The 25,535-nt window shown below is 70.5% G+C and carries 22 protein-coding genes; 8 read left to right on the forward strand and 14 right to left on the reverse strand.

The window, feature by feature from the left end; all coding sequences use genetic code 11:
- Nucleotides 1–6: 6 nt before the first annotated feature.
- Complete coding sequence (locus AAW14_RS11795) at nucleotides 7–678, reverse strand: DUF6445 family protein (protein ID WP_265562885.1); 672 nt, start codon at nucleotides 676–678, stop codon at nucleotides 7–9.
- Between the two features lie 64 nt (nucleotides 679–742).
- Nucleotides 743–2,158, reverse strand: coding sequence for a serine/threonine-protein kinase (locus AAW14_RS11800; RefSeq protein WP_265562887.1), 1,416 nt, complete (start codon nucleotides 2,156–2,158; stop codon nucleotides 743–745).
- Between the two features lie 428 nt (nucleotides 2,159–2,586).
- Between AAW14_RS11800 and AAW14_RS11805 the strand changes: the two genes are divergently transcribed.
- Nucleotides 2,587–3,921, forward strand: coding sequence for a serine hydrolase domain-containing protein (locus tag AAW14_RS11805; RefSeq protein WP_265562889.1), 1,335 nt, complete (start codon nucleotides 2,587–2,589; stop codon nucleotides 3,919–3,921).
- A 101-nt stretch (nucleotides 3,922–4,022) separates the two neighbouring features.
- Here the strand turns inward: AAW14_RS11805 and AAW14_RS11810 are convergent, their stop codons facing one another.
- Together AAW14_RS11810 and AAW14_RS11815 are read right to left on the reverse strand one after the other, a co-directional pair.
- Entirely contained in the window at nucleotides 4,023–4,898 is an 876-nt protein-coding gene (locus tag AAW14_RS11810; RefSeq protein ID WP_265562891.1) for an SCO2400 family protein, read from the reverse strand.
- A gap of 161 nt (nucleotides 4,899–5,059) precedes the next feature.
- Nucleotides 5,060–7,111: a SpoIIE family protein phosphatase gene (locus AAW14_RS11815; RefSeq protein ID WP_265562893.1), complete on the reverse strand. Its 2,052-nt coding sequence runs from the start codon at nucleotides 7,109–7,111 to the stop codon at nucleotides 5,060–5,062.
- Between the two features lie 448 nt (nucleotides 7,112–7,559).
- On the opposite strand from AAW14_RS11815, the gene AAW14_RS11820 reads away from it, so the two are divergent.
- Nucleotides 7,560–8,630, forward strand: a complete 1,071-nt coding sequence (locus AAW14_RS11820; protein WP_416223290.1) for a cytochrome c oxidase assembly protein — start codon at nucleotides 7,560–7,562, stop codon at nucleotides 8,628–8,630.
- Nucleotides 8,631–8,661: 31 nt separating this feature from the next.
- Here the strand turns inward: AAW14_RS11820 and AAW14_RS11825 are convergent, their stop codons facing one another.
- Nucleotides 8,662–8,928: a hypothetical protein gene (locus AAW14_RS11825; protein ID WP_265562896.1), complete on the reverse strand. Its 267-nt coding sequence runs from the start codon at nucleotides 8,926–8,928 to the stop codon at nucleotides 8,662–8,664.
- 433 nt (nucleotides 8,929–9,361) lie between these two features.
- Between AAW14_RS11825 and AAW14_RS11830 the strand changes: the two genes are divergently transcribed.
- Nucleotides 9,362–10,738 (forward strand): hypothetical protein, encoded by a 1,377-nt coding sequence (locus tag AAW14_RS11830; protein ID WP_322741061.1) that lies wholly within the window; start codon nucleotides 9,362–9,364, stop codon nucleotides 10,736–10,738.
- A gap of 46 nt (nucleotides 10,739–10,784) precedes the next feature.
- On the opposite strand, the gene AAW14_RS11835 is transcribed toward AAW14_RS11830, so the two are convergent.
- Together AAW14_RS11835 and AAW14_RS11840 are read right to left on the reverse strand one after the other, a co-directional pair.
- Entirely contained in the window at nucleotides 10,785–11,705 is a 921-nt protein-coding gene (locus tag AAW14_RS11835) for an undecaprenyl-diphosphate phosphatase (RefSeq protein WP_265562898.1), read from the reverse strand.
- A gap of 349 nt (nucleotides 11,706–12,054) precedes the next feature.
- Nucleotides 12,055–12,675 (reverse strand): DedA family protein, encoded by a 621-nt coding sequence (locus AAW14_RS11840; protein WP_265562900.1) that lies wholly within the window; start codon nucleotides 12,673–12,675, stop codon nucleotides 12,055–12,057.
- 443 nt (nucleotides 12,676–13,118) lie between these two features.
- On the opposite strand from AAW14_RS11840, the gene AAW14_RS11845 reads away from it, so the two are divergent.
- Together AAW14_RS11845 and AAW14_RS11850 are read left to right on the forward strand one after the other, a co-directional pair.
- The gene (locus AAW14_RS11845; RefSeq protein WP_265562902.1) at nucleotides 13,119–14,204 is read left to right on the forward strand and encodes a Kelch repeat-containing protein; all 1,086 of its coding nucleotides are present in this window, start codon (nucleotides 13,119–13,121) and stop codon (nucleotides 14,202–14,204) included.
- 638 nt (nucleotides 14,205–14,842) lie between these two features.
- A complete protein-coding gene (locus AAW14_RS11850; protein WP_265562903.1) occupies nucleotides 14,843–16,759 on the forward strand; it encodes a hypothetical protein in 1,917 nt (638 codons plus the stop codon).
- Nucleotides 16,760–16,907: 148 nt separating this feature from the next.
- On the opposite strand, the gene AAW14_RS11855 is transcribed toward AAW14_RS11850, so the two are convergent.
- A complete protein-coding gene (locus AAW14_RS11855) occupies nucleotides 16,908–17,264 on the reverse strand; it encodes a carboxymuconolactone decarboxylase (RefSeq protein ID WP_265562905.1) in 357 nt (118 codons plus the stop codon).
- A gap of 340 nt (nucleotides 17,265–17,604) precedes the next feature.
- Between AAW14_RS11855 and AAW14_RS11860 the strand changes: the two genes are divergently transcribed.
- Nucleotides 17,605–18,054, forward strand: a complete 450-nt coding sequence (locus AAW14_RS11860; RefSeq protein WP_265562907.1) for a hypothetical protein — start codon at nucleotides 17,605–17,607, stop codon at nucleotides 18,052–18,054.
- A 22-nt stretch (nucleotides 18,055–18,076) separates the two neighbouring features.
- Here AAW14_RS11860 and AAW14_RS11865 read toward each other — a convergent pair whose 3' ends face one another.
- Both AAW14_RS11865 and AAW14_RS11870 read right to left on the reverse strand, forming a co-directional pair.
- Nucleotides 18,077–19,384 carry a carotenoid oxygenase family protein gene (locus AAW14_RS11865; protein WP_265562908.1) on the reverse strand — a complete coding sequence of 436 codons (1,308 nt, stop codon included), beginning with the start codon at nucleotides 19,382–19,384 and terminating at the stop codon, nucleotides 18,077–18,079.
- A complete protein-coding gene (locus AAW14_RS11870) occupies nucleotides 19,381–19,968 on the reverse strand; it encodes a hypothetical protein (protein WP_265562910.1) in 588 nt (195 codons plus the stop codon). The genes AAW14_RS11865 and AAW14_RS11870 overlap by 4 nt, the downstream gene beginning before the upstream one ends.
- A gap of 75 nt (nucleotides 19,969–20,043) precedes the next feature.
- On the opposite strand from AAW14_RS11870, the gene AAW14_RS11875 reads away from it, so the two are divergent.
- Both AAW14_RS11875 and AAW14_RS11880 read left to right on the forward strand, forming a co-directional pair.
- Complete coding sequence (locus AAW14_RS11875; protein WP_265562912.1) at nucleotides 20,044–20,556, forward strand: PadR family transcriptional regulator; 513 nt, start codon at nucleotides 20,044–20,046, stop codon at nucleotides 20,554–20,556.
- Nucleotides 20,557–21,015: 459 nt separating this feature from the next.
- The gene (locus AAW14_RS11880; RefSeq protein WP_265562913.1) at nucleotides 21,016–22,404 is read left to right on the forward strand and encodes a S53 family peptidase; all 1,389 of its coding nucleotides are present in this window, start codon (nucleotides 21,016–21,018) and stop codon (nucleotides 22,402–22,404) included.
- Between the two features lie 151 nt (nucleotides 22,405–22,555).
- Here AAW14_RS11880 and AAW14_RS11885 read toward each other — a convergent pair whose 3' ends face one another.
- From AAW14_RS11885 to AAW14_RS11900, 4 genes are all read right to left on the reverse strand, one after another.
- A complete protein-coding gene (locus AAW14_RS11885) occupies nucleotides 22,556–22,873 on the reverse strand; it encodes an SCO5918 family protein (protein ID WP_265562915.1) in 318 nt (105 codons plus the stop codon).
- A 137-nt stretch (nucleotides 22,874–23,010) separates the two neighbouring features.
- Nucleotides 23,011–23,277 carry a hypothetical protein gene (locus tag AAW14_RS11890; RefSeq protein WP_416223291.1) on the reverse strand — a complete coding sequence of 89 codons (267 nt, stop codon included), beginning with the start codon at nucleotides 23,275–23,277 and terminating at the stop codon, nucleotides 23,011–23,013.
- Between the two features lie 45 nt (nucleotides 23,278–23,322).
- A complete protein-coding gene (locus tag AAW14_RS11895) occupies nucleotides 23,323–24,804 on the reverse strand; it encodes a DEAD/DEAH box helicase (RefSeq protein ID WP_265562917.1) in 1,482 nt (493 codons plus the stop codon).
- A gap of 221 nt (nucleotides 24,805–25,025) precedes the next feature.
- Complete coding sequence (locus AAW14_RS11900; protein WP_265562919.1) at nucleotides 25,026–25,229, reverse strand: cold-shock protein; 204 nt, start codon at nucleotides 25,227–25,229, stop codon at nucleotides 25,026–25,028.
- Nucleotides 25,230–25,535 lie beyond the last annotated feature (306 nt).

The raw sequence follows: 25,535 nt of genomic DNA on the forward strand, positions 1-25,535 counted from the left end.
GAACCGTCAGGCCATCCAGAAGAAGACGGCCGTCATGCGCTTGTCCGCCAGGTCGCTTCCCCAGTAGCCCGTGGCGCTGTGCATGATGTTGGCCTTGTAGAGAAGAAGCCGGTTGTAGCGCTGCGGCACGCGTACGTCCTCGGTGAACGCGTCCGGTGAGACGTAACGCGTGCCCAGCGCCTCGACCAGGTTGGTGTGCGGCGCCTGCACCATGTTGCCGCCGAGGACGCCGCCCGGCAGGTTCTGCCGGTAGAAGCTGGTGCCGCAGTCCTTGGGAACGTTGGGGCTGAGGTAGAGCACCGCGGCATAGCGGCACAGGGCACGCGAGTCGGTGTGCGGGCGCGGCTCGCCCTCGTCCTTGCCGACGACCTGGATGCAGTTGTGGTTGAGGGTGCCGCCGCCTGGCGCGGTCTCCTGCCACAGCTTCTGCGCGCCGGTCTCCTTGCGCACCAGCCGTTCCACCCGGGCGAGTTCACCCGGTTCCAGGCCCGGCATCGTACGCAGCCCGGGCCAGCTCTCCCGGGTGTAGGGGTACCCCTTGGTCCAGTCGTCCTTGGCGAGACAACGGGCCCTGACCTCGTCCACGTTCGGCAGCACGTCGTCGAGGATCCAGTAGTCGCGGCCACGTGTGGGCTTGCGGTACGGGAGGACCGGCAGAAGTGGGGGCTGGGGGGACATGCGGGTGAACATACAGTCCGCGACCACCACCGTTCCCCTTTGGGCCGGTCAACCTTCCGTCAACTCAATGACTTTGTGGAATGGCGGAGGTGGCGCCCTTGTGGCCATGGCGCGGGCCGGTCAGGGAGCCGGAGTGGCCGGGCCGGACCGTCTTTGTCCGCTGGGGCGATTCCGCCGAGCTGTCCTCCGGTGAGAACACCGCCATGCCCACGAACATCGCCGTGAGGAACAGCGCCGCCGCCGCGATCAGGCCCACCGCGCGAGGCCGGCGGACGGCGAACGCGCGAAACGACGTCCGCTCACGACGGCTCCCGGCCGCGGGGCGTTCCTGGCGCACGGATGCGGCCGGGCGTTCACGGCGGCCTCCCGTGCCCGCGTGTTCACGGCGGCCTCCCGTGCCCGCGTGTTCACGGCGGCCTCCCGTGCCCGCGTGTTCACGACGGTCTCCCGTTGCCGGGCGTTCGCGGCGGGTCCCCGTCGGCCGGTGCTCGCGCTGGCCCGCAGTCGCGGGACGCTGACGGTGGGCCGCCCGGTGGCCGGGGGGCGGGGGTGTCGACGGGAGTTTGTACGTCGTCACACCGGTCTCCGTGTGCGGAGGCAGGAGCGGTGCCGGGGCCGCCGCGGGGGTGTGGCGCGGCTCCGAGGCCGCGGCCGGGAGCGGTTCGGGACGGCCTCGCCAGGCGCCGGTGGCGAACCAGTCGGCGGCCTGCCGTGCGGTGGGACGGTCTTCGGGCCGCTTGGCGAGCAGACCGAGAAGGTAGTTCTCGAAGGCGGGCGGCAGGGCGACGCCCAGCTCGCGGGGTGGTACGGGAGCCGTGTCGAGATGGTGGTGGAGGATCGCGATCGGGGTGTCGGCCCGGAACGGCGGGTGACCGGTGAGGAGTTGGTAGAGCACACAACCGAGCGAGTACACATCGCTGGGCGGTCCCGCGGGCTTGCCCAGGGCGCGCTCGGGGGCGATGTACAGGCTCGTGCCGACGATCTGTCCCGTCGCCGTGAGCGCCGCCGACGGGTCGTCCATGAAGCGGGCGATGCCGAAGTCACCGATCTTCACCGTGCCGCCCGCGTCGAGGAGCAGGTTGCCCGGTTTGATGTCCCGGTGCACGATGCCCTGTTCATGGGCCACCGCGAGTCCGGCCGCCGCCTGTGCGGCGATGTCCGCGACCCGCTCGACGGGCAGCGGTCCGTCCTCGGCGAGCACCTGGGACAAGCTGTCGCCCTCCACCAGCTCCATCACCAGGAACAGCCGTCGCTCGTGCTCACCGAAGTCGAGGACTCCGACGACATGAGGATGGTGGAGCCGCCCCGCCGTCTGGGCCTCCAGGCGGAATCGGGAGTCGGCGGTGGGGTCCGCGTTCTGGGCGAGCAGCACCTTGACGGCGACGGGCCTTCCGAGCATCTGGTCGTACGCCCGCCAGACCTCGCCCATCGCGCCACGCCCGATGGTGGTGTTCAGCTGGTACCGGCCCGCGATCAGCACCTGTTGTTCATCCTCATGCCGTGAGACGAATGCCGTGAGACGGCTCGACCGCCGCCGGCCCATGACTCCGCCGGGGCGGGTGATGGTGGGGTGCCGCAGCGGGTCCCAGCCTACTGGTACGGAGGCGCGTTTCGATCACGGTCTCCCCGCTGTGGTGGGTGAGGCGTCACGATTCGGCCGCATCGTCCACGCGTGTCCGACACCAAGGCCGGTGCGCAGGACGGGAATTGTCTCCTTGCCCGGTGTCCCGGGATGTCGATTCGGGCCCAACTCGTCATGCCCCGCCAAGAGTTCAGGACCGGGCCTTCCTCGGTAGTACCAGGGGACCGGTCTCCTTGGTGTTGATCGTCCGCAGGGAGGATGTAAGGCGTGTCCATGATCGATGACGATGACCGAGCCATGTTCGGACACCAGGGGAGGAACAACCCTTGCGCATCAACCGGGTCATCGGAACCGTCCTCGGCACCACCCTGCTCATGACCGTCGCGGTGCCCACCGCATCCGCCGGCGTCGGATCAGCCTCCGAAGCCGCCGGCACCGGATCGATGTCCGCCCCGCCGGCGGCCGACTCCTTAGACCGGGCGGCGCTGGACACCTCGCTCCGCGCCGTCCACGAGGCGGGCATGTACGGCGTCTACTCGTCCGTCCGCGACGGCAGCCGGCGGTGGACCGGCGCGTCCGGGCTCGCAGACGTCGACACCGGACGCCCCGTCAGGCCCGGTATGCGTCACCGGGTGGGCAGCATCAGCAAGACCTTCACGGCCGTCGCCGTACTCCAGCAGGTGGAGCGCGGCCGGATCCGCCTGGACGCACCCGTCGGCGCATACCTCCCCGGTCTGGTCCCCGGGGCACGGGGCCGGAAGGTCACCGTACGGATGCTCCTGAACCACACCAGCGGAATCGGCGACTACATCCCGGGAGCCTTCCCCTCGCTCGCCAAGGGGTCGACGGCCAGCCTGGACGAGGACCGTTTCCGCTCCATCCCGCCCGAGGAACTGGTGCGGCTCGGCCTCCGGGCGCCCGCCACGGGACGGCCGGGCGAGAAGTGGTCGTACTCCAACACCAACTACGTGATCGCCGGGCTGCTCCTGCGCAAGGTCACCGGCGAGGATCCCGGCACGTACATCACCCGGAACGTCATCCGGCGGGCCGGGCTGCGCCACACCTCCTACGCGCGCACCCCGTACATCGAGGGCCCGCACGCCCGGATGTACGAGTCGTTCTACGGCCTGATCAACCCGCCCCGCGACTACAGCGTCTACAACATGTCCTGGGCGTCCACGGCGGGCTCGATCATCTCGACCACCGACGACCTGAACCACTTCTACCGCGTGCTGCTGGGCGGGAGGCTGATCGGGTCCGCCGCCCTCGGCGAGATGCTGCGCACGGTCCATGCGAAGGGAATGGAGTACGGTCTCGGGATCTTCGCGCTCGACCTGCCCGGTTGCGGCCGCTTCTGGGGCCATGACGGAGCGGTCTTCGGAGCCGGCACGATCGCGCTGTCCGGCCGCGACGGCAAGCGCCAGGTCGCCATGGGCTGGAACCTGATGAAGTACGAGCGGCTCAACGCGGACGGCACCGTGCGGCCGAGCCCGATCGACGACGCCCTCAACGCCCACATCGTCCGGGCTCTGTGTCCGGCCGGGACGTCGTCCGTGACCGCGGACTCCCGCTCGGCGCTCGCCAAGGTCCGGCAGTTGCTGCCCGGCGGACTTCCCGGCGCCGACCTCACGCCCGGCACCTGGGCCGCCGGCCTTCGCTGAAGCGGAAGCCGCAAACCCCTTTGGGAAAGACCCAGCGAAAGGCCCCGCACCAGGGCGGGGCCTCTTCGTTGCGCATCGCCCGCAGGGCCACGCGTGGATCGTCAGCCGAGGCAGACCACGAGCACGCATACCTGCGAGGGAGAGGTCGAGGCCGGCGCGGGGCCCGTCCGAGAGGTTCCCGGGTTCGCGGAGCTGCCGGTGGGCGTGGACTGCGGCTGCGCCGCCGTACCGGTGCGGCCGGCGGCCGTGCCGCCGCCGGAACGGGACGAGGTGGCCGACTGCGGCACCGACGCCACCGTCGCCACGGGCGCCGTGCTCGGACTCGTACGAGGAGCCGTGTGAGCGGGCGCGGCGACGTCCGTATGGACGCTCGGCGGCGCGGCGCGGGGCGTGGTCGCGGCCGACTGCCCACTCGGCAGGCCCCCGGAGGGGGACTGTGCGGCGGGTGCGGGCGAGGACGGGTGAGCACTGGGCAGGGCCGGCGCCGGAACGCTGTGCTCGGTCACCCGCTTCTGCCCGGCGCCCATGGTCGCGACGTCCGGTGCCGTGGCCGCCTGGGCCCGGCCTGCGGAGGTCCGCTCCATCGAGGCGAGGGCCAGGCCGCCTCCGACGAGAGCGACGGCGGTGGCGACCACGGCCCGGCGCTGAGTCTTCTTCCAGCGGGCCAGCTGGCGCCGCCGGGCCGCTCGTCCTCGCGGCGCCGGCGGGGCGCCCTCGAGGTCGCCGGACGCGCCGGTCCCTGCGGGCTCGCCCGGTCCGGTTGCCGCGGCTGCCCCGTCACCGGGGCCGCCGTCGTGCCACGGCTCCGAGGCCGTGAACTCCCACGTCGTCGCCGTGACCGCCGGCGCCACGGTGGCCCGGGCCGTGACGGGGCGGCCGTCGACGGTGGCCGGAGCGATGTCCGGAGCGTAGGCACCGCACCCGGGGCACACCAGGGCACCGTTGAGATGTCGGCGACACGAGGAGCAGTAGTCCATCTGCGGTCTTCCTGAGTTGACATGCCGTCGGCGCGGGCGCGGCCTGGTCATATTCGTTCGTGGAATCGAACGGCTTGCAACGCTAACGAGGCATTCCCAAGACTGTGTGCAGTCTGTGTGACTCTCCTGCGTGGATTCTCCGGGGGCCTCGCGGGTGCGGCCTACTGGGCCCGGGCCACGAGAAGGGCGACGTCGTCGTGGTCGTCGGGGTGGCGCAACCCGTAAAGCAGCAGGTCACAGGTCTCCTCCAGGGGGCGGCTGGGTTCGTCGAGAAGGCTGAGCAGGAGGTTCAGACGGTTGTCGATGGGGTGGTGGCGCGTCTCCACAAGGCCGTCCGTGTAAAGGACCAGCAGGTCTCCGGGGGTGAGTTCGGCCGTGCTCGTCCCGAAGGGGATGCCGCCGACGCCGAGCGGGGCTCCGGTGGGCAGGTCGAGCAGGACCGGGGCATGGCCGGGGCGGACCAGCGCGGGTGGCATGTGTCCCGCGTTGGCGATGCGGCACTGCTGGTCGTGGGGGTCGTACACGATGTAGAGGCAGGTGACGATGTAGTGCTCCAGATCGCAGGTGATCTTGTCGAGGTGCTGGAGCACCGTGTCGGGGGCGAGGTCGAGGTCCGCGTAGGCGCAGGTGGCGGTGCGCAGTCGGCCCATGGTGGCGGCGGCGTCGATGCCGTTGCCCATGACGTCACCGACCACCAGCGCGGTCTTGTCGTCGCGCAGCGGGATGACGTCGTACCAGTCGCCGCCGACCTCGCTGGTGGCCTGGGCGGGCTGGTAGCGGGAGGCGAGCTCCAGGCCGGTCTGGTGCGGCGGGTGGTCGGGCAGCAGGCTGCGCTGAAGGGTGAGCGCGGTGTTGCGCACGCTCTGGTACCAGCGGGCGTTGTCGATGGCCACGGCGGCGCGGCCGGCCAGCTCTCCGGCGAGGACGACGTCGTCCTCGTCGAACGGGACCGGGTTGCGGGTGCGCTTGAGGTCGAGGGCACCGAGCACCTCGCCGTGGGAGATCAGTGGCACCGCGAGATAGGAGTGGACGCCGGCTCGGGCCAGCAGGGAGGTGGCCTCGGCGTCACGGGCGATGCGCCGCAGATCATCCTCGTCCACGTGGCGCACCAGGACCGGCCGGCCGGTGTGGACGCACAGGGTGACCAGACGGTCGCCGTCGTAGGCAGCGAGGTCACCGGGAGGGTCGGCGGCGCGGAGCGCGACCGTGGGCTCGGCCGCCTTGAGGGCCAGGGCGCGGAAGAGTTCCGGGCCGTTGTCAGGACGCCTGGTGCGGCGGCAGGCGAGGGCGGAGTCGAGGACGTCCACCGCGACGACGTCGGCGAGTTCCGGGGTCGCGATCTCGGCCAGTTCACGGGCGGTCCGGTCGACCTCCAGGGTGGTGCCGACGCGGGCGGAGGCGTCGGCGATGAGGGCCAGGCGGCGGCGGGCCCGGTCGGCCTCGGTGGCCGCGCGGTGCCGTTCGGTGACGTCTACGACCGAGAGGGCCGCACCGAGCACCCGGCCACCGGGGTCCTCCAGCCGGTAGAAGGAGAGGGACCAGGCGTGGTCGTTGTGGGGGTCGGCGGGGGTGCGGCCGACGGCGTACTGGTCGAGCACCGGGGTGCCGGTGGTCAGCACCTGGTGCAGCGCGGACTCGATGGTGTCGATGTCGGGGAAGGCAAGTGTTTCCCGCAGATGGCGGCCGATGTGATCCGCGGCGGGTATGCCGTCGATGCGCTCCAGTGCGGGGTTGACCAGCAGGCAGCGCAGGTCGGGGTCCATGAGGGCCAGACCGATCGGGGACTGGTTGACCAGCCGCTCGCACAGGGCCAGGTCCGTCTCGACGCGCTGGAGGGTGGTGTGGTCGGCCGCGATGCCCAGGGCGAAGACGTCCCCCTTGCCGTTCAGCAGCCGCATGTTGCGGAACTCCATCAGCCGCGTGCTGCCGTCCTTGTGCCGGATGGGGAAGGCTCCGGCCCAGCTCCGGCCGGTCTCCATCACCTCGGCGAACAGGCTCAGGACGGACTGCAGGTGTTCCGGGCCGACCAGCAGCCGAACCGCGTACTGGCCGAGGGCCTCCGGCGCGGTGTAGCCGAAGAGCTCCTCGGCCTGTGGGCTCCAGAACACGATGCGCCCGTCGGTGTCGAGCACCACCGCGGCGATGCTCAGCACATCCAGCAGACCGGTCGGGCGGGGCTGGTCGCCTTCGGCCTGGAAGGATTCCGTCGTCATCCCAGTCTCCTTCCGCCCGCCGGCGCGACATGCGGTCATGCGCCGGCACCGCTCGACACCTGCTCCCGGCTTCCGGTATCTCCCATGCTGCCCCCGGCCGGGTGGCCTGCCCAGCCCAGGACCGTCCACGCGACCCTGCGGATACGGAGCGCGGTGACGCGGTTGCGTCCCGCGATTCCCTGGGGTGGCGGACGAGCCGGGTGGATGTGCGGGACCCGGGGCGGGCCGTTTCCTGCGGACCTCGCGCGGGGGCGTGTTGCCGCCTCCGTGCGCGGGGGCGGCAACACGTCGAAAGCGCCGGGTCCCGGGAGCGAGGCGGCCGTGGGAGGCGTGGGTTTTGGACCCGCGTCCCGCCCCCCGGTCCCACGGCCTGTCCCGCTTGGGGCTAACGTCCCGTTGTCGAACTGCTTCCGGGCTCGTCCCGTTGGACCTGAGGAGGGTGATGTGCGTGGTTGGTTACCCGTCGAGTGATCTTGCGGCGGCGAGCCTGCCGGAGCTGACAACGGGACGTCTGCTGTCGTCCTGGCAGCTGGACGTGCCCGCACTGCTCCTGGTCCTCGCCCTCGGCGGGCTCTACGGCTGGGCAGTGGTGCGACTGCGCAGCCGGGGCGAGGGCTGGCCACCCGCCCGCACCGCGGCCTTCGCCCTCCTCGGGCTCGGCACGCTCGTGATCGCCACGATGTCCGCGCTCGCCGTGTACGACCACGTGCTGTTCTGGCCGGCCGCCGTCCAGAACATCCTGCTCGACCTCGTCGCGCCGCTCGGTCTGGCCCTCGGCGACCCCCTGAGCCTGGCCGTACGGGCTCTCCCGGGGCCTTCCTCGGGGCGGCTGCGGCGGATCATGAGCGGGCGACTGGTGCGTCTGCTCACCTTCCCCCTGGTGAGCACGGCCCTGGTGCTCGCGACCGAGCTGACGGTCTACTTCACGCCGTACTTCGCCACTGCCCTGCGGGTGGGCTGGCTGCACGAGCTGATGTATCTCCACCTGCTGGTGGCCGGAAGCCTGTTCGTGGTGCCGGTACTCACCCATGAGCAGACGTTGCCCGCCTGGTGCACCCACCCCGTGCGTGCGGGGCTGGTGTTCCTCGACGGGATCGTCGACGCGGTGCCGGGCGTCGTGGTGATGACCCACGGCACGCTGATCGCGGGGGCCTGGTATCTGCACCACGCGCCGACCTGGGCACCGGACGTCCGCCACGACCAGCAGCTGGGCGGCGGCGCGATGCTCGGCATCGCCGAGCTGGTCGCCCTGCCGTTCCTGCTGGCGATCCTGGTGCAGTGGGCGCGCCACGAGCGCGTTGAGACGGCGGCCCTCGACCGTCGCCTGGACACGGAACTCGTCCCCGCCGCCCCCCGGACGCGGACCCCGGACCAGGCGGAGACCGCGGGCCTCGCACGTCAGGCCAAGGCTCCGGATCTCGTGCGTCAGGCAGAGGCTCCGGACCTCGTACGCCCCTGGTGGGAGACCGAGCAGAGTGAGGTCGCCGATCGTATCCGGCGGCAGCGGCCGCGGGACTGAGTGCGGAACCGACGGCCGCGCAACCGCCGTGTCACCGGGGCGGTGGTGCGGTGAGGACGTGTGCGGCGTAGTGGGCCGCGCCCCGGTGCGCGGGGGCGGCGCCGGCACCGTGTCCGGCGGTGCCGTGTGCATGAGGGGACGAGGGCTGGAAGGCCGAACGTCCGCTGTCCTCGACCCCGCTCTCGCGCTCGGTCGCGATCGCCGTCACCAGGACGGCGCTGACGGCGATCGTGCAGAGTGGGATGGCCCAGTCGCGCAGCGCGTGCCGACGGTCCTCGATGACTTCGGCGCGTCGCATGTCACTCCTCCTCGGTGTTCACACCTTGTACGGATCGCCCGGATCGCCCGCCGACTGCCGCCGTGGTGCGGGGGAGGGCGCCTTCCGGCGACCGGGGCCCCGTAGGCTGCGGTGAGCAGGATCCGAGCGGAATGCGTAATTACCTCCGTGACGAACGCGACGACCGGCCTCGACGCGATTCGATCGGCGCCAAGAGTTCACTCTATAGTTGCGCAATCCGGCAAGTGTCTCGCTATGCTTCCGGCGGTTCGCGACAGGCGCCTCGTACGGCGAGGCGTCTGCGGGGCACAGGCCACCACCCGACGGCGCCACAGGACGGCCGGGGCGGGGCGGGTCTCCCGGTCCAGCGGGTGACCCACGCGGCGTCCCCTCCGCGGTGGCCGCGTCCTCGGCCGTCCCCACGCCGGAGGCCGGCAGACGGGAAGGACGGAACGTGCGGAACGCGGAGACGGCGGGAGCCGCGCCCGGGGACGGGACGCGGATCGGCCGGATCGGACGTTACCCAGTGCGGTGGCACCACGCACTGCTGACCTTTTGGACGGTTGTCTGGTTCTTCGTGGCCGAACGCCATGGAGCCGTGTCCTGGCACTATCTGAGAAGCGGTGAGGAACTGCTCTTCAGCCAGGTGCCCGGCGGCGGCCTCGCGCTGTACGCCAACCACCCCGAGCTGCAGATAGGCCCGGTCAGCTTCCTGGTCGCCGGTCTGTTCTCCCCGTTCCCGGCCGACGTGGGCGAGAGGCTCGCGGAGGCGTTCATGTCGGGCCTCGGGATGTACATGCTGGTCCTCGTCGGCCGCGCGGCGGCCGACCACAACCTGGGCACCGGGCTGAACCACAGGCGCCTCCAGCAGCGCGTGCTGATTGCCGGGGCCGCCTTCATCCCCATGTGGGTGGAGGTTTCGGTGCGTTTCGCCCACCTCGACGACGTGATGGCGTTGTTCTTCACCACACTCGCCGTACGGTCGCTGGTGCGCGGCAACGCCGTCGCCGTCGGTGTCCTCCTGGCGCTGGCCGTGGACTCCAAGCCCTGGGCGGTGGGCTTCCTGCCGCTGTTGCTGGTGCTGCCCCGGCCCGCGCGGTTGCGCTCCGCCGTCTGGCTCGTGGGGCTGGTGGCGGCCGCCTGGCTGCCGTTCTACCTCACCCACATGGACACCTTCGCCGCGGCGCGCTTCACCATCCCCAACCAGGCGGCCTCGTCCCTGCGCTGGTTCGGTGTGAACGACCCGTCCACCCCCTGGTGGGACCGGCCCGCGCAGATGGCGCTCGGCATCGGCCTGGGCGCGCTCGCGGTGCGCAGACACCGCTGGGCGGCCGTGGTGCTGCTCGCCGCCGACGCGCGGATCCTGCTGGACCCGAGCGTATACACGTACTACAACGCCTCTGTGCTGCTCGGCACGCTGATCTGGGACTCGATCGGGCAGCGGCGGCTGGTGCCCTGGGTGAGCTGGATCGCGCTGATCTCGCTGTACGGCAGCGCCCTGCTGGTCCCCTCCGACTCCACCCGGGGGCTGATCCGGCTCGCGTTCGCCGTCGGCTCCGCCCTCTACGTCCTGTGGTGGCCCCAGCGCACGCCCCGCAACAAGCGACGCAACGGACAGGCGGAGGGCCCACCTCCGCAACAGGGGTCGACGGCCGGGGATGCCTGGACGAGGCTCGGCGCGGGGACGCAGTCCACCGTGCGCGAAGCGCTGGTGGACGTGGTCGCGAGGAAGGGCGCCCGGGTCGCGGGCCGCCAGGTGGCGCCGGCCGATGGCCCGGCACGGCCCGTCGGACGGCCCTCGTATGTGTTCGGACGGTCTTCCTACGTCTGACGACGCCCTGTGCCGGGGCCTGTGGGGCGCGTCGGACGGGAGCCGGTCAGGCGACGGTGAGGTAGGCGAGGCCGCCCAGTCCGGCGAGGGTGCAGTAGACCGCGAAGGGCGTCAGGGAGCGGGTCTCGAAGTACTTGGTGAGGAAGGCCACGGCCACATATCCGGCGGCGAACGCGGCGACGCTGCCCGCCAGCAACTGGCCGTGGATGCCGTTGCCGGCGGGGCCGAACAGCTCGGGCATCTTCAGCAGGGCGGCGGCGCCGATGACGGGGGTGGCGAGCAGGAAGGCGAAGCGGGCGGCGTCCTCGTGCCCCAGGCCGCGCAGGATGCCGGCGCTGATGGTGGAGCCGGAGCGGCTGATCCCGGGGAACAGCGCCAGGATCTGGGCTGCGCCTATCAGCGCCGCGTGGCGGAAGGTCAGTTGGGCGAGGCGACGGTCGGAGAGCTCGTCCGCTTCGAGGTGTTCGTCACCGGGGGCGGGCTCGTGCCCGGCCCGGTGCCGTCCGCCGCCGCCCTGGCGCAGCCGCTCGGTGATGTACAGCACCAGGCCGTTGAGGGTGAGGAAGATCGCGACGGGGACGGGGCGGCCCATCACCGTGCGCAGGAAGTGCTCCAGGGCGAGTCCGACGATCCCGACCGGGATGGTGCCCACGACGAGCAGCCAGGCGAGCTTCTCCGCGGGTGTCTCTATGCGGCGGTTGCGCACGGAGGAGATCAGGCCACCGACCACGCGGGCCCAGTCGCGGCGGAAGTAGACGACCAGTGCGGCGGCGGTGGCCAGGTGCAGGCCGACCAGCACGCTCAGGTAGGGCGAATTGTCGGCCGCCACGTTCAGATCCCGCGCCCAGTGGCCGCCGAGCAGGGCGGGCAACAGAATGCTGTGGCCGAGGCTCGAGACCGGGAACAGTTCCGTGACGCCTTGCAGGAGACCGACCCCCACGGCTTCGGTGTAGGACAAGGCGGACATCAGGAGCATTTCCTCTCGGGTCTGAGGCTGACGGGCCGACCGCCGAGCGCCCTCGGGAGACCGATCCGGTGAGGTCGCCGACTTCAAAGGTTGCGCAACTTCTGAAGAGTATCGTCCGGTCCCGCGCGCCCCTTCGGCCAGCCCCGTCTCGGTCCGCGAGCAGTCTGCCCTTGGGGACGACGGGTGTCGGAACGGTGCCGGGTGGGAAGTGCGGTGCCGGTCAGGCCGAGGGCGGCCGTATCACAACGCGGCCTCAGTTGAGGCTACGTGAGGTCGAGACGCATGAGCTGCCCTTGTTCACACGGCCCATTCCGCCCGGCCACCGGACCCAAGGGTTCCGGGCCTCGCGTCATCGCTCGCGTCGGCGACGCAGCACATGCCGGGCGACGAACGCGGCGGCCAGGACTCCCAGGGCGACGAGTGCGTAGAGCTGGTAGCGCCCGATCTCGTCGTAGATGGCGGTGACATGGGTTCCGGCCAGATAGGCCAGGGTCGCCCACAGGCCGACCCACAGCGCCGCGCCGAGCGCGTTGAAGGCGAGGAAGCGGCGCCAGCGCATTCCGGAGGTGCCGGCGAGGATGCCGTTTGCCTGGCGCAGGCCCTCGACGAAGCGGGCGACGGTGACGATCTTGCCGCCGTGGCGGGTGAAGAACACCTCGGCCGCGTGGAAGCGCTTCGGGGTCAGGAAGACGTAGCGGCCCCAGCGGTGGACGAAGGAACGTCCGCCGACCCGGCCGATCAGATAGCCCAGGTTGTCCCCGATCACGGCCGCGGCGAATGCGATGACCGCCACGGTCACGATGTTCAACTGCCCGGCACCGGCGTAGACGCCCGCGGCGATCAGAACGGTCTCGCCCGGGGCGGGAACCCCGAAGTCCTCCACGAAGACGAGGACCCCGACGGCCCAGTACCCGTAGTGACTGAGAAGGGGGGCCACCGGAGCCAGCGGACCCGGAAGCGGAGGGGCCATGCCCCCACGGTACGCCGCCGGCCCGCAGCGGAGCCGGTGCGCCGTCTCCGACCCCGTGGTGAAGAACCGCGCGCACGGGCCTGAAACCGGCTCGGCTCGCCGATGCGGGCACTGCGCCGGCCATGCGCCGGGCCGGGCGGCGACTGCGGCAGGCGGACCGCCCGGCCGACGCGGTCCGCCTCCCGCACGAAGCCGGCCCGGCGATCACCCCTTTGCCCGTTGCCGCCTCCGCAATGCGATACGACCGTGATGCCTCAATAGGGATGAAAAAGTCATTTCATCCCGTGGGGCGCCCGATCCGGCCGCCGTTGTGGAGAGAGGTACGGGTGGACATCTTGCTGAGGCACGATCGTGCGCGGGAGAGAGGGCACGGCAGTTCGGCCGGTGCCGGGCCGTTGACGGGCACCGGCTCTTCGCGCAGGCGCCGAGGATGGCATTCGCTCGTGGTGGCGGTTCTGACCCCGCTGTTCGCCCTGACGGCCGCCCTCGCGCACGCCCAAGGGGTCTGGCTGACGCTGCCACCGATGCCCACCGCCCGCAGCTTCCTCGGGGCGGCCGCCGCGCCGTGCCCCCACGCCGTTCCCGGGCTGAGGGAATCCTGCGTGTACGCCGTCGGGGGCTACGACGGCACCAACGACCTGAACACGCTGGAGGCATACAGTCCCGCCACGAACAGCTGGGTGACGTTGCCCCCGATGCCCACCGCCCGCAGGCTCCTTGCGGCGGCTGCCGCGCCGTGCCCCAGGAACGTCGCCGGGCTGAGGGGGACCTGTGTCTACGCCATCGGCGGCTTCCACGGTGTCGACCTGAACACCGTGGAGGCGTACAGCCCGGCCACGAACACCTGGGCGACGTTGCCCCCGATGCCCACCGCCCGGGAAAACCTCGCCGCTTCGACCGCACCCTGCCCCAGAGGCGTCGCCGGGCTGAGGGGGACCTGTGTGTTCGCCATCGGCGGCCGCAACAGCGCCATCCTGGACACGGTGGAGGCGTACAGCCCGGAGACGGACACCTGGGCGACCCTGCCCTCGATGCCCACCGCCCGTGTCGCACTGGCAGCGGCGACCTCCGACTGCCCCCGGAGAGTGCCTGGGTTGAGGGAGACGTGCGTGTACGCCGTCGGTGGCAACAACGGCTCCGCCGTCCTGGACACGGTGGAGGCGTACAGCCCCGCCACGGACTCCTGGGCGGCGCTGCCCTCGATGCCCACCGCCCGCTTCGACCTGGCGGCGGCGGCAGCTCGCTGTCCCGACGCATCGACGGACGCATCGAGGGGAGCCTGCCTGTATGCGGTCGGTGGCATCAACACGGTCGCCCTCAACACGTTCGAGGATTACAGCCCGGCCAGGAACGCCTGGACGGCGTTGCCTCCGATGCCCACCGCCCGCGACTCGCTGGGCGCGGCGAGCGCACCCTGTCCTGATGCTCCGCACCGGACCTGCGTCTATGAAGTCGGTGGCGAAAACGCCGCGAGTACTCCTCTGAACACCTTGGAAGCCTTCGAAATCGACGAGGGGCACCACCCGTAGGCGATCGACGGCGGGGCGCGGTCGTTCCGCGTCCCGCCGTGCCGACGTTCCTCTGCCAACTCGTGCGGGGTGGCAGGCGGGGCGTCGTTCAAGGATTTACTTCTTCCTGATTGTCTCTCCTCGTCAGGGCGGCTAGCGTCCCGCCAGCAGCCTCCTCCACTGAGCGGATCGTTGGCCGTGGAGGCTTCTGCGAGTGTTTCTGGTCCGTCTACTCGCCTGTTCGGGCGTGGGGATTCGGCGAGGCGAGGACGTGGACGAAGTCGACGACGCGTACGAAGAGTCGGTGCACCCTGTGCACGACCACGGGACGCGTTCCTCCTGCCTGCGAAGCCACGGAACCGTCGGCCGTCCTTGCGGGTCAGCACCGGGGCCACGTTCCTGCCGTCGCGTCCCCGTCATCGGCGCGCGTCCCACACGGCGCTGATCGGCAACATTCGCCACACGTCCGCCGACATCTGTCGAAACGACTGTCATGAGCAGATCCGTCGGCCTCAATCGGTACTACAGAGAAGGGCAGTTCCTTGCGCTCAAGGGCTGAAAATTCCACAGCGGGACCGGGCGGCAGACGCAGACGCCGGGCGGGCTCCGCCGCGGCCGCCGCGCTGTCCGCCGCGGCACTCATATCCGGCGGACCCCTCATGGCGACGGCGTACGCGGCCTCGGCCGCACCGGCGGCCGCCTCGGCGGGCCACGTCAAGCACCTGTGCGCCCACGCCACCACACCAGGCCGGATGGCGTGTCTCGCCGAGGCCCGGACCGATGTCGTCCAGCACATGACCGCCAGCCCGAACACCCCGCCGCCCGGCTACGGCCCCTCGGACCTGCAGAGCGCCTACAACCTGCCCTCCTCCACCGCCGGTTCGGGCCGGACCGTGGCGATCGTCGACGCGTACGACGACCCGACCGCCGAATCGGACCTCGCCACCTACCGGTCCCAGTACGGCCTTCCTGCCTGCACCACCGCGAACGGCTGCTTCCGCAAGGTCAACCAGACCGGCGGCACCACCTACCCGAGTGCGGACCCGGGATGGGCCGGCGAGATATCCCTCGACCTCGACATGGTCAGCGCCGCCTGCCCGCAGTGCCACATCCTGCTCGTCGAGGCCAGCTCCGCCGACATGTCCGACCTCGGCACGGCCGAGAACGAGGCCGTCGCCCTCGGCGCGAAGTACGTCTCCAACTCCTACGGCGGCACCGAGGACCCGAGCCAGACCACTGCGGACGTCCAGTACTTCAACCACCCCGGCGTAGCCATCACCGTCAGCGCGGGTGACAGCGGCTACGGCGCCCAGTACCCGGCCACCTCCCCGTTCGTCACCGCCGTCGGAGGCACCTCGCTCAGCCGAGCCGGCAACTCCCGTGGCTGGAGCGAGTCGGTGTGGTCCAACTCCAGCGCCCAGGGCACGGGATCCGGGTGCTCCGCCTACGAGTCCAAGCCCTCCTGGCAGGCGGACGCCGGTTGCTCCCACCGCACCGTCGCGGACGTCTCGGCGGTCGCCGACCCGGCCACCGGCGTCGCGGTCTACGCCACCTACGGGGCCTCCGGCTGGAACGTCTACGGCGGCACCAGTGCCTCCTCGCCCATCATCGCGGCCACCTACGCCCTTGCCGGCACCCCGAGCGCGAACAGCTACCCGTCCTCGTACCCGTACGGCCACACAGCGGCGCTGAACGACGTCACCACGGGCTCCAACGGCACCTGCTCACCGAGCTACCTGTGCAGCGCGGGCTCCGGCTACGACGGCCCGACAGGCCTCGGCACCCCCAACGGCACCGCCGCCTTCACGGGCGGAGCGAACACCGCCAATTCGCTGCAGCCCGGCCAGCAGCTCAGCTCCGGCCACCGACTGAGCAGCGCGAACGTCACGTTGTCGATGCAGAGTGACGGCAACCTGGTCGCGTACCTCACGACGGGCGGAGCGGGGAACGGCCCGGTGATCTGGAGCAGCCGCACCGGGGGCCACTCGGGGGCGTACGCCTACATGCAGAGCGACGGGAACCTCGTCGTCTACGCCGCCGGCGGCGGTCCGGGCCTCGGTGGTGCCCTGTGGTCCACCGGCACCTACGGTCACACCGGCGCCTACGCCCTGGTGCAGGACGACGGCAACATCGTGGTCTACGGCGCCGGCGGCGGTCCGGGCATGGGCGGGTCGCTGTGGGCGGACGGCACCAACGTGCGGTCGGCGACGGTCGGTTCGGGTCAGAAGCTGGGCGGCGGCTGGTGGACCCAGACCCGGTACACCCGCCTGGTGGTGCAGTCGGACGGCAATGTCGTGATGTACCGCAAGCGCGACGGCAAGGCGATCTGGTCCACCGGCACGTGGGGTCACACGGGCGCCTTCATGGACATGCAGAGCGACGGCAACCTGGTCGTCTACAAGAGCGGTGGCGGTCCGGGCCTCGGTGGTGCCCTGTGGTCCACCGGCACCTACGGTCACACCGGCGCCTACGCCGTCGCCCAGAACGACGGGAACTTCGTCGTCTACCGCAGTGGCGGCGGTCCCTCCACCGGCGGCTCGCTGTGGGCCAGCAACACCTGGCGCAGCGTGCCCTGAGGCAGTCGCGACCAGCCCACGAGGACACCCCCGGGTCACTGACCCGGGGGTGTCCTCGTAGAGGAATCAGCGGAGGCGGAAAGGCGGACCCCGGGCGCAGACGGACGGTTGACAACACGCCGTTGTGCCGTTGCCCCCCCCCGCGCTCTCAGGACTTGCTTCGGCGCCGGGCTTCCGCCTCGGCCATGGCCTCGGCCTCGGACGCGCCCAACGCGATGGCGAAACCGAGCGCCTCGGCGATGTGGCCCGCAGCCGACATGACGCGCGCCGTGCCCACCACGGGGGCGATCGCGACGAGAACGTCCTGTACCTGCTCGGCCGACAGGTTCGCCTTGATCGCGGGATCGACGTGGGCCAGGTAGGAGATCGCCGGTGCGTCCATGGCTGCGAGCGCGGCGAGACGAGTGAGGATGAGCGTGCCCTCATCCATGCCGCAGCGTTCGATCGAGTCGATCGTCATGGCGGCGAGCGTGTCGAGTACGGGAGCTTCCGACGCTGTGGCCATTTCGGACTGCCTTTCGGTGCCGTGCGGAGCCGACACGCGCCACTCGCTGAACGCGGGACTCCCGCGCATCGGCGGATTGCCTTTCCACCGTAGGAGCAGCCCGGGTGTTGCGCATGTCGGCTGCAGATGGATCGACCGACCGCCACTGCACGATCGGAGACCCACTCGTTCACCCGTCCCGGGTGAGGCCGCCCGGTCCTCACCGTGCGCATGCTCAAGGCAGCAGGAGAGCGGCCTCCGTCACCTCCACCGCTCACCGAGCAGACATCTCCACCGGTCATTCGGCAGACATATCCGCCGGTCGCCGAACGGGCCGGACGAGCCAGAGCGAGGCGAAGGAATGACCTCGATACACACCACACATGCGCAGACGGCGAGGCAGCAGTGGGCCAGAGGCCTGATGGTCTTCGGCGCGATCATGCTGACGATCGTCGGGGTGCTCGACGTCTTCCGGGGCGTCATGGGGATCGTCCATGACGACGTCTTCGTCGCCACCCGTAACTACACCTTCCAGTTCGACCTCACCGGCTGGGGCTGGGTCCACGTCGCCCTGGGGGCGGCCGCCGTAGTCGTCGGCATCGGGCTGCTGTTGAAGGCGGCCATGTGGGCCCGTGTCTGCGGCGTGGCCATAGCGGGGTTCGTGCTCATCTCCAACTTCCTGTCCGTGCCGTACTACCCGCTGTGGTCGATCGTGATGATGGCGCTGTCGGCGTTCATCGTCTGGGCCCTGTGCGTGGCACCCAGGGGGGACACCTTCGACTCGGAGTCGGGGGCGTCGCGCACTCCCTGAGCCTTCCGTGGTGCGGGATCGTTCAGTCCTGGAGCCAGTTGCCGTGAAAGCCGTACGGCACCCGGGCGGGCAGGTGGATGGTCGCGACCGGGGCGGCGGTGAGGTCACCCGCGTCCAGGACGACCAGATCGCTGCGGTCGGTGGCGGCGTCGTAGACGTACGTCATGAGCCAGCCGGGACCACCGGCCACGTCGTCGGCCGGAGCGAAGGCCGCCTCGCCGGGCGTGCGGCCGGGGCCGAAGTCGTGTGCGGTCGCGCTCCCGGTGGCCAGCTCGTACCGCACCAGAGAGTTGCCGCAGGTCACATGCCCGTGCGTGGCGTCGAGGCCGGTCAGCCGGTCGTCGATCCGGGGGAACTCGCCGGGCCGGTCGTCGCACTGCTCCTCGCGGACCGTGCCGGTCACCGGGTCGATCGTCCACTTCCAGAGCACGGCCTCCTGCCTGTGGTCGACCGTGTCGCCGGTGCGCCGCCACAGCTCCGGGTAGCGCATGACGTACACGACGACGGTGCCGTCGGGCGCGTCGTAGGCGTTGAGCGGGTGGAACACGTAGCACGGGTCGATGCCGAACCAGCGCACCTCGCCGTAGGGGTCGTCGCGGCGCAGCACGCCCAGCCGGGCACCGTAGCCGTCGTCCCAGCGGTACGGCATGGTTCCGCCTGCGATGGCGAGCTCGACGTCGAAGACGACGGGCAGGTCCATGAAGACGACGTGTGCGGCGGTGAGGTTGAAGTCGTGCAGCATCGTCGGTGCGGGGACGTCGACCGGCCTGCTGATGACCAGTTCTCCCGCGGCGTCGGCCCGGTGGTAGGTGAGGTGCGGGGCGTCCAGCATCCCGTAGCCGAAGAAGTGCAGCTCTCCGGTGACCGGGCAGGTCTTCGGGTGCGCGGTCATGGCGCTGTGCAGCCGGCCGCCGAAGTCGTGCGGGCCCTTGGTGTCCAGGTCGCAGGTGAGCTCGTAGGGCAGGGCCGTCTCGACCAGGGCGAGGGTCCGGCCCGCGTGCCGGATGACGTGGGTGTTGGCCGGTCCGGCGGCGAGGTCGCGGTGGTTGCGCTCGTCGAACATTCGCGCCCCGTCGGTGAAGGAGCGGGTGCGCACCCAGCGGTTGCGGTACGAGACGGCCCGCCCGTGCTCCAGCCGGACCCCATGGATCATGCCGTCGCCGAAGAACCAGTGCCCGGAGGCGGCGTCGGCCGGGTTCGGCCCGTTGCGGAGGTACCAGCCGGCCAGCTCCGCCGGGATCCGGCCCGTCACCGGCAGGTCGTACGCGGTGAGTTCATCGGTGACCGGGGCGTAGTTGCCCGCGAGACGGCGACGGGTCTGCTCGCTCATCGGGCGGCCTGCCCGGCCTTGGCCTGGACGTGGGCGACGTAGCGGACGGTGAACACCATCGGGACGACGAAGCCCGCGACCTGGATGAGCGTGGCGGTGGTCGAATGGGCGTTCCCGGCCTGCGCCACGAAGGCGAGCACGACGGCGGTCAGGGCGAAGGCAGTGGTCCACGCGGCGGTGATGACGACGTTGGTCCGGATGAACGGCTTCAGCCCCCACATCTCGCGCGGTGTGGTGCGCTTGGCGATGCCCAGCGTGAACGGTTTGCCGACGGCGAGTGAGACGCCGGCGATGACCGCCAGCGTGCCGGAGGAGAGAGCCGCGGAGTAGTCGTGCACACCCGAGTGCGGATCGGCGAAGGCGATGACGGTCAGGACGGCGAAGAAGACCGCCGACCCCAGCTCGATGATCAGCGCATCGAGTCCCGTGCCGGCCCGGACCTGCTGGCCGATCACCGCAATCGCGACCACGAGGGCGGCCAGCGCGCCCCACTGCCAACTGCCGGAGGGCAGGACCGCGAAGACGATCCAGGGGAGGAACGTGCGCAGGTAGGACATCTTGGTCTCCGTGTTGGTGTTCCGCACCGGCTTTCTTTCCTGACATGTCAAAAGTAGAAGGTCGGTAAATGACATGTCAAGGATGGAATGTAGGCTGGAGACATGAGCCTTCGACACGCACTGCTCGGCCTCCTCGCGGAGCGGCCCGCCAGCGGCTACGACCTGCTGAAACTGTTCGAGACCTCGCTGGCCAACGTCTGGCCGGCGACGCAGAGCCAGATCTACACCGAGCTGACCAAGCTGGCAGAGGCCGGACTGATCACGGTGTCGGCCGAGGGGCCGCGGGGGCGCAAGGAGTACGCCCTCGCCGACGAGGGCCTGACGGAACTGCGGCACTGGCTGACCGAGACGAAGCCGCAGCGCAACGTCCGCAGTGACATCCTGCTACGGGTGTTCTTCCTCGGTGTGCTGACGCCGGAGCAGGCGCGAGGCTATCTGACCGAGTTGATCGAGCTGTCCGACCAGGCTCACGAGGACCTGCGCCGGCTCACGGAGTCCATCGACTGGGACGACGACAACCTCTCCGTCTACGGCCGGATCGTCCTGGAGTACGGCCTGCGGTTCCACGCGATGCGCCGTGAGTGGGCTCAGTGGGCGGCCGGTCTCATCAAGTAGTGACCAGGGACCGCTGCGCAGTGCACACGGCGGCGCCCCGGAAACCGTTACGGGGGCGTCCGGGGCGCTGCGGGCAAGAGCGGGGTCGGCCGCCGACCGTCTGCTGGATCCAGCTGTGGACGCGGTGAAGGTCAGCGACTGCGCGGGCGGTTACCACGACCGCGGTTTCAAGACGCCCAACCCCCTGTACCGCAGCCCCTGATCCAACCGCTCGCTGCAACTGGCCACTGACAGACGGCCCCTGGCGGTCCGCCGCTGCCTTCACCGCGCCCCGGCGGTCGTCTGCTTCTTCCTCGATGCCGTGAACGTGCTGGCAGGGGGCGGCCGTTCGTACCGGCAGGTGCTGTTTGGGTAAAGGATTCGACATCGACAGTTCAATGGTCTTGTCCTGTGCATGACTCAGTCGATGGGATGCGCAGTGACCACTTTCGTGTAACTCCGGACCACTCAGGGGGATTCATGCGCATAGCCCGTACCGGGCGCCGCGTCGCGGCTTCCACGGCTGCCACCGCCGCCCTCGTCGTCGCCGCGCTGGCGACCGTTCCGCTGGTCGGCGCCACCACCGCCGCGCCCGCCGCCGTACCGCACACCAAGGCGGTTCCGGCCATCGCCGGGCACACCCTGGTCCACGGTGTGCCCAGCCCGCTCCCCATCGCGCAGTGCCAGGCCAAGTGGAAGATCGCCTGCTACAACCCGCTCCAGTACCGCACCGCGTACGACCTCAACGCGCTGTACCGGAAGGGCATCACGGGCAAGGGGCGCACCATCGTCATCGTCGACTCGTTCGGCTCCCCGACCATCCAGCACGATCTCGACGTCTACAGCAAGCAGTTCGGCCTGCCCAGCACCAAGGTCGACGTGGTCAAGTGGGGCAACGTCCCCGTCTTCGACCCCAAGAACTCCGACATGACCGGGTGGGCGGGCGAGTCCACCCTGGACGTCGAGATGGCCCACGCGGTGGCACCCGACGCCAAGATCGTCCTGGTGGAGACGGCGGTCGCCGAGACCGAGGGCACCACCGGTCTCCCGGAGATGATGGACGCCGAGAAGCACCTGATCGACCACGGGGTCGGCGATGTCATCAGCCAGAGCTTCGGTGCCACCGAGAACACCTTCCCCGGCTTCGACAAGGGCGACTTCTCGAGCATCGGGAAGCTGCGCTACGCCTTCGAGGACGCGAACCGCAAGCACGTGACCGTCCTCGCCTCCTCCGGTGACGGCGGCGCCACCGACAACACCGCGGACGGCAAGGGCTACTACAAGGAGCGCGTCAACTCCTGGCCCTCCTCGGACCCGCTGGTCACCTCCATCGGCGGTACCCAGCTGCACCTGAACGACAAGGGCGAGCGCGTCAAGCCGGACAGCGTCTACAACGACAACGGCGCGGGCGGCGGCGGCCAGTCCCACGTCTTCTCCCGCCCGGCCTTCCAGAACGGCGTGAAGAGCACCGTCGGCGCCCGCCGCGGCACCCCGGATGTGTCGATGGCCGCCGCGGTCAACGGCGGCGCCTGGATCTACTCCAGCTTCGACCCGACCGCCACCGGCTGGGACGTCAGCGGCGGCACCAGTGAGGCCTGCCCGCTCTTCTCGGGCATCATCGCCCTCGCCGACCAGGCGGCCGGCCACCGGGTGGGCAACATCAACGAGGCGCTGTACACCCTCTACAAGCGGTCCGCCCACCACGACAAGAGCACCGGCATCGTGGACGTCAACGACGGCACCGACAACAGCTACGGCGGCGTCACCGGCTACAAGGCCGTCAACGGCTACGACATGGCCACCGGCGTGGGCACCGTGGACGCCCTCCGCTTCGTGCCCGCCCTCGCCCGGGCGAGCCGCCGCGGCTGACGCCACTCCGCTGCAACGGGGTTTTTCCTCCCTGTGAGTTGCCCCTGAGACGGCCCGGGTTCCGCACCCGGGCCGTCCGCCTGTCCGGCCGCCGATCACCGGGGGGTGCTGCCCTGGGCCCACGCCCCGGCCACGACGACTCCGGCCGTTCTCACAGGTCCAGGGGTTCTGGGCGGCCGAGCAGTTCCGACGCGGTTTGGAGCGGAGTGGAGGCAGCCGCGGGCACGGCCTCGGGGTGGTGGGCGTGGCAGGTGAAGCCGAGGCGAATCATGGCCCGGGTGACTTCGCTGCTGGTGAAGTCGCGGCGGTCCTGTCGGGTGATGACTTCGCCCACCTGTTTGACCGGGTAGCGACGGCGGCCGATGGTCACGGACTCACCCGTGATGAGCTCGGGCGTGACGCCCTGCATGGATGCCAGCACTCCGCTCTTCGTCAGTTCGAACGGGTACCGGGCGATGACACAGCGCATGTTGCCTCACAGGAGGAAGAACGGGCCGGCTGGAGCGGATGTGGATCAGCGGGGGAGGGCGGAAACGCGCCCGGGGCCCGGCCGTCCCCGTCGTCCTCGCCGGCGGCGACGGGCCGAGCGCCGGGTGAGCCGCACGGTCAGCCGAGGACGTCCCGTAGACGAACTCGGTCGGTGTACGTGGAGCTGTCGCGGAGAGCGGCCAGCTGGGCCCGGGTGACCAAGCCCGTGGACTGGTCGTCCGCGTCGCACAGGAGCAGAAGGTCGACGCGGGCACCGGCCATGACGGACAGGGCCACCTCGATGGTCATGTCGTCCCGGACCCGCGGTCCGGAGGCGTCCATGGAGCCGATCAGGGGCATGGGATCGGGGTGCGCCCGGTGTTGCTGCGACTGGGCCGATGTCAAAGCTGCCTCCTGCGGGGATGGGTGAGCTTTCTGATCGCGATGGCCCTAGGCTGCCGGGTCGACGGCGGACTTCCGTCGCACACCGCGGCGCGGAGCTTCGCCGGCGGGCCGGCCCTTCGTGGTGCGGCTGCCGCGGCCTCGGGTCGGAGAGGGAGCGGCGCGGCGTCGGGCACGTTCCACGACCGGCGCGGTCACGACGACCGGGACGCCGGAAGGAGTTTGGGCACCTGTGATGCGGCTCAGCTCTGCCTCACCCGAACGGACCGGGGTGATGCGCGGGGTGATGCCGGCCGAAGCCATCAGCCGACTCATGCCGCGGCGCTGGTCGGGTGTCACCAGGGTCACGACGCTGCCGGACTCGCCGGCGCGGGCCGTGCGGCCGCCGCGGTGCAGGTAGTCCTTGTGGTCGTTGGGCGGATCCACGTTGACGACCAGGTCGAGGTTGTCGACGTGGATCCCGCGCGCCGCCACGTTGGTCGCCACCAGCACTGTCACATGACCGCTCTTGAACTGGGCCAGGGTCCGTGTGCGCTGCGGCTGGGACTTGCCTCCGTGCAGGGCCGCCGCGCGGACCCCGCTGTTCAGCAGGTGCTTGGTCAGCCGGTCCACCGCGTGCTTGGTGTCCAGGAACATGATCACCCGACCGTCTCGGGCCGCGATCTCGGTGGTTGTCCGATGCTTGTCCGCGTCGTGCACGTGGAGCACGTGGTGCTCCATCGTGGTGACGGCACCCGCCGACGGGTCGACGGAATGGACCACCGGGTCGGTCAGGTAGCGGCGGACCAGCAGGTCGACGTTGCGGTCCAGGGTTGCGGAGAAGAGCATCCGCTGCCCGTCGGGTCGTACTTGGTCGAGCAGCACCGTGACCTGGGGCATAAAGCCCATGTCGGCCATCTGGTCGGCCTCGTCCAGGACCGTGATGCCGACATCGTCCAGTCGGCAGTCGCCGCGGTCGATGAGGTCCTTGAGCCGCCCCGGGGTCGCGACGACGACCTCCGCCCCGGCACGCAGCGCCGCGGCCTGCTTGCCGATCGACGTCCCACCGACCAAGGTGGTCAGCCGCAGCTTCACGGAACGGGCGTACGGCATGAGCGCGTCGGTGACCTGCTGGGCGAGCTCGCGGGTGGGGACGAGGACGAGGGCGAGCGGCCGCCGTGCCTCGGCGCGCCGAGGCGCTGTACGGGCCAGCACGGCGAGGCCGAAGGCCAGGGTCTTGCCCGAACCGGTGCGACCACGGCCGAGTACGTCACGGCCGGCGAGGGAGTTCGGCAGGGTTGCGGCCTGGATGGGGAACGGTACGGTCACGCCCTCGTGGCCGAGCGCGGCGAGCAACTGCCCCGGCATGGCGAGATCGGCGAACGACTCCGCCACGGGCAACGCGGGCGTGGTCGTCTTCGGCAGCGCGAACTCGCCCTGTGGCGCGGCCGCTCGAGGTCCGTAGCCCTTGTGACGGCGCGGAGCTCCTGAGCGGTTGGCGGCAGAGCCGCCGAAGCGGTCATATGTGCGGGATGTGCGTGCACGGTTCATGCGGAACCTTCCTTGATGGGGCACGTACCAAGGAATTCCCGCAGCAATTGAGCAGCGCAGAGAATCGCGAGAACGAGCCGGAGATGAGGGGGCGGCTGGATGGGCGGAGAACGTATCGCCCGTTCGGCGGAGAATTCCCTCGAGGCGTCCTGAATGCAGCGAGCTGGGGCCCGCACCCCAAGGTGCGGGCCCCAGCTGCGAAGCAAGCGTCGGTGTCGGCGTCAGGCAGGAACGATGTTCTCGGCCGTCGGGCCCTTCTGGCCCTGCCCGATGTCGAACGTCACCTTCTGGCCCTCCAGCAGTTCGCGGAAGCCCTGGGTGGCGATGTTCGAGTAGTGGGCGAAGACGTCGGGGCCGCCGCCGTCCTGCGCGATGAAGCCGAAGCCCTTTTCCGCGTTGAACCACTTCACGGTGCCAGTAGCCATTTTGTTTCTCCTTCGGGGACGGTGCTCGGAGTTCGCCCTGTGTGAACTCCGGTCGCCGCGATGATCACCCCGTCGGAAAACCTCCAGGCAACCACAACTGCAACTGGCCTCGACAGTAGCATGACGTGATCGGCCCTGGGCGGTATGAAAATTCTGTCCGGTCTGGTCGTCCATGGAATATTCAGTGCGCGCCGCGTCGGTTTCTCACGCCGCGAGCACAGATATTGTTCCGCCCGGACCGCAGTGTTGCCGATGGGCGTTTCCTCCGACGGTGCCCCGAGTCGGTGGTGCGGCCGAATCCGTGCC

This window comes from Streptomyces hygroscopicus, from assembly GCF_026168105.1.
Lineage (GTDB): Bacteria > Actinomycetota > Actinomycetes > Streptomycetales > Streptomycetaceae > Streptomyces > Streptomyces hygroscopicus_D.

What these genes read in the sequence shown, in the direction of transcription:
- AAW14_RS11885 (WP_265562915.1), bottom strand. Translation starts at nt 22,873, where the DNA reads ATGCGCTGTGTCATCGCCCGGTACCCGTTCGAACTGACGAAGAGCGGA.
- AAW14_RS11855 (WP_265562905.1), bottom strand. Translation starts at nt 17,264, where the DNA reads ATGGCCACAGCGTCGGAAGCTCCCGTACTCGACACGCTCGCCGCCATG.
- AAW14_RS11860 (WP_265562907.1), top strand. Translation starts at nt 17,605, where the DNA reads ATGACCTCGATACACACCACACATGCGCAGACGGCGAGGCAGCAGTGG.
- AAW14_RS11895 (WP_265562917.1), bottom strand. Translation starts at nt 24,804, where the DNA reads ATGAACCGTGCACGCACATCCCGCACATATGACCGCTTCGGCGGCTCT.
- AAW14_RS11850 (WP_265562903.1), top strand. Translation starts at nt 14,843, where the DNA reads ATGGCGACGGCGTACGCGGCCTCGGCCGCACCGGCGGCCGCCTCGGCG.
- AAW14_RS11815 (WP_265562893.1), bottom strand. Translation starts at nt 7,111, where the DNA reads ATGACGACGGAATCCTTCCAGGCCGAAGGCGACCAGCCCCGCCCGACC.
- AAW14_RS11880 (WP_265562913.1), top strand. Translation starts at nt 21,016, where the DNA reads ATGCGCATAGCCCGTACCGGGCGCCGCGTCGCGGCTTCCACGGCTGCC.
- AAW14_RS11810 (WP_265562891.1), bottom strand. Translation starts at nt 4,898, where the DNA reads ATGGACTACTGCTCCTCGTGTCGCCGACATCTCAACGGTGCCCTGGTG.
- AAW14_RS11875 (WP_265562912.1), top strand. Translation starts at nt 20,044, where the DNA reads ATGAGCCTTCGACACGCACTGCTCGGCCTCCTCGCGGAGCGGCCCGCC.
- AAW14_RS11865 (WP_265562908.1), bottom strand. Translation starts at nt 19,384, where the DNA reads ATGAGCGAGCAGACCCGTCGCCGTCTCGCGGGCAACTACGCCCCGGTC.
- AAW14_RS11840 (WP_265562900.1), bottom strand. Translation starts at nt 12,675, where the DNA reads ATGGCCCCTCCGCTTCCGGGTCCGCTGGCTCCGGTGGCCCCCCTTCTC.
- AAW14_RS11795 (WP_265562885.1), bottom strand. Translation starts at nt 678, where the DNA reads ATGTCCCCCCAGCCCCCACTTCTGCCGGTCCTCCCGTACCGCAAGCCC.
- AAW14_RS11835 (WP_265562898.1), bottom strand. Translation starts at nt 11,705, where the DNA reads ATGTCCGCCTTGTCCTACACCGAAGCCGTGGGGGTCGGTCTCCTGCAA.
- AAW14_RS11825 (WP_265562896.1), bottom strand. Translation starts at nt 8,928, where the DNA reads ATGCGACGCGCCGAAGTCATCGAGGACCGTCGGCACGCGCTGCGCGAC.
- AAW14_RS11900 (WP_265562919.1), bottom strand. Translation starts at nt 25,229, where the DNA reads ATGGCTACTGGCACCGTGAAGTGGTTCAACGCGGAAAAGGGCTTCGGC.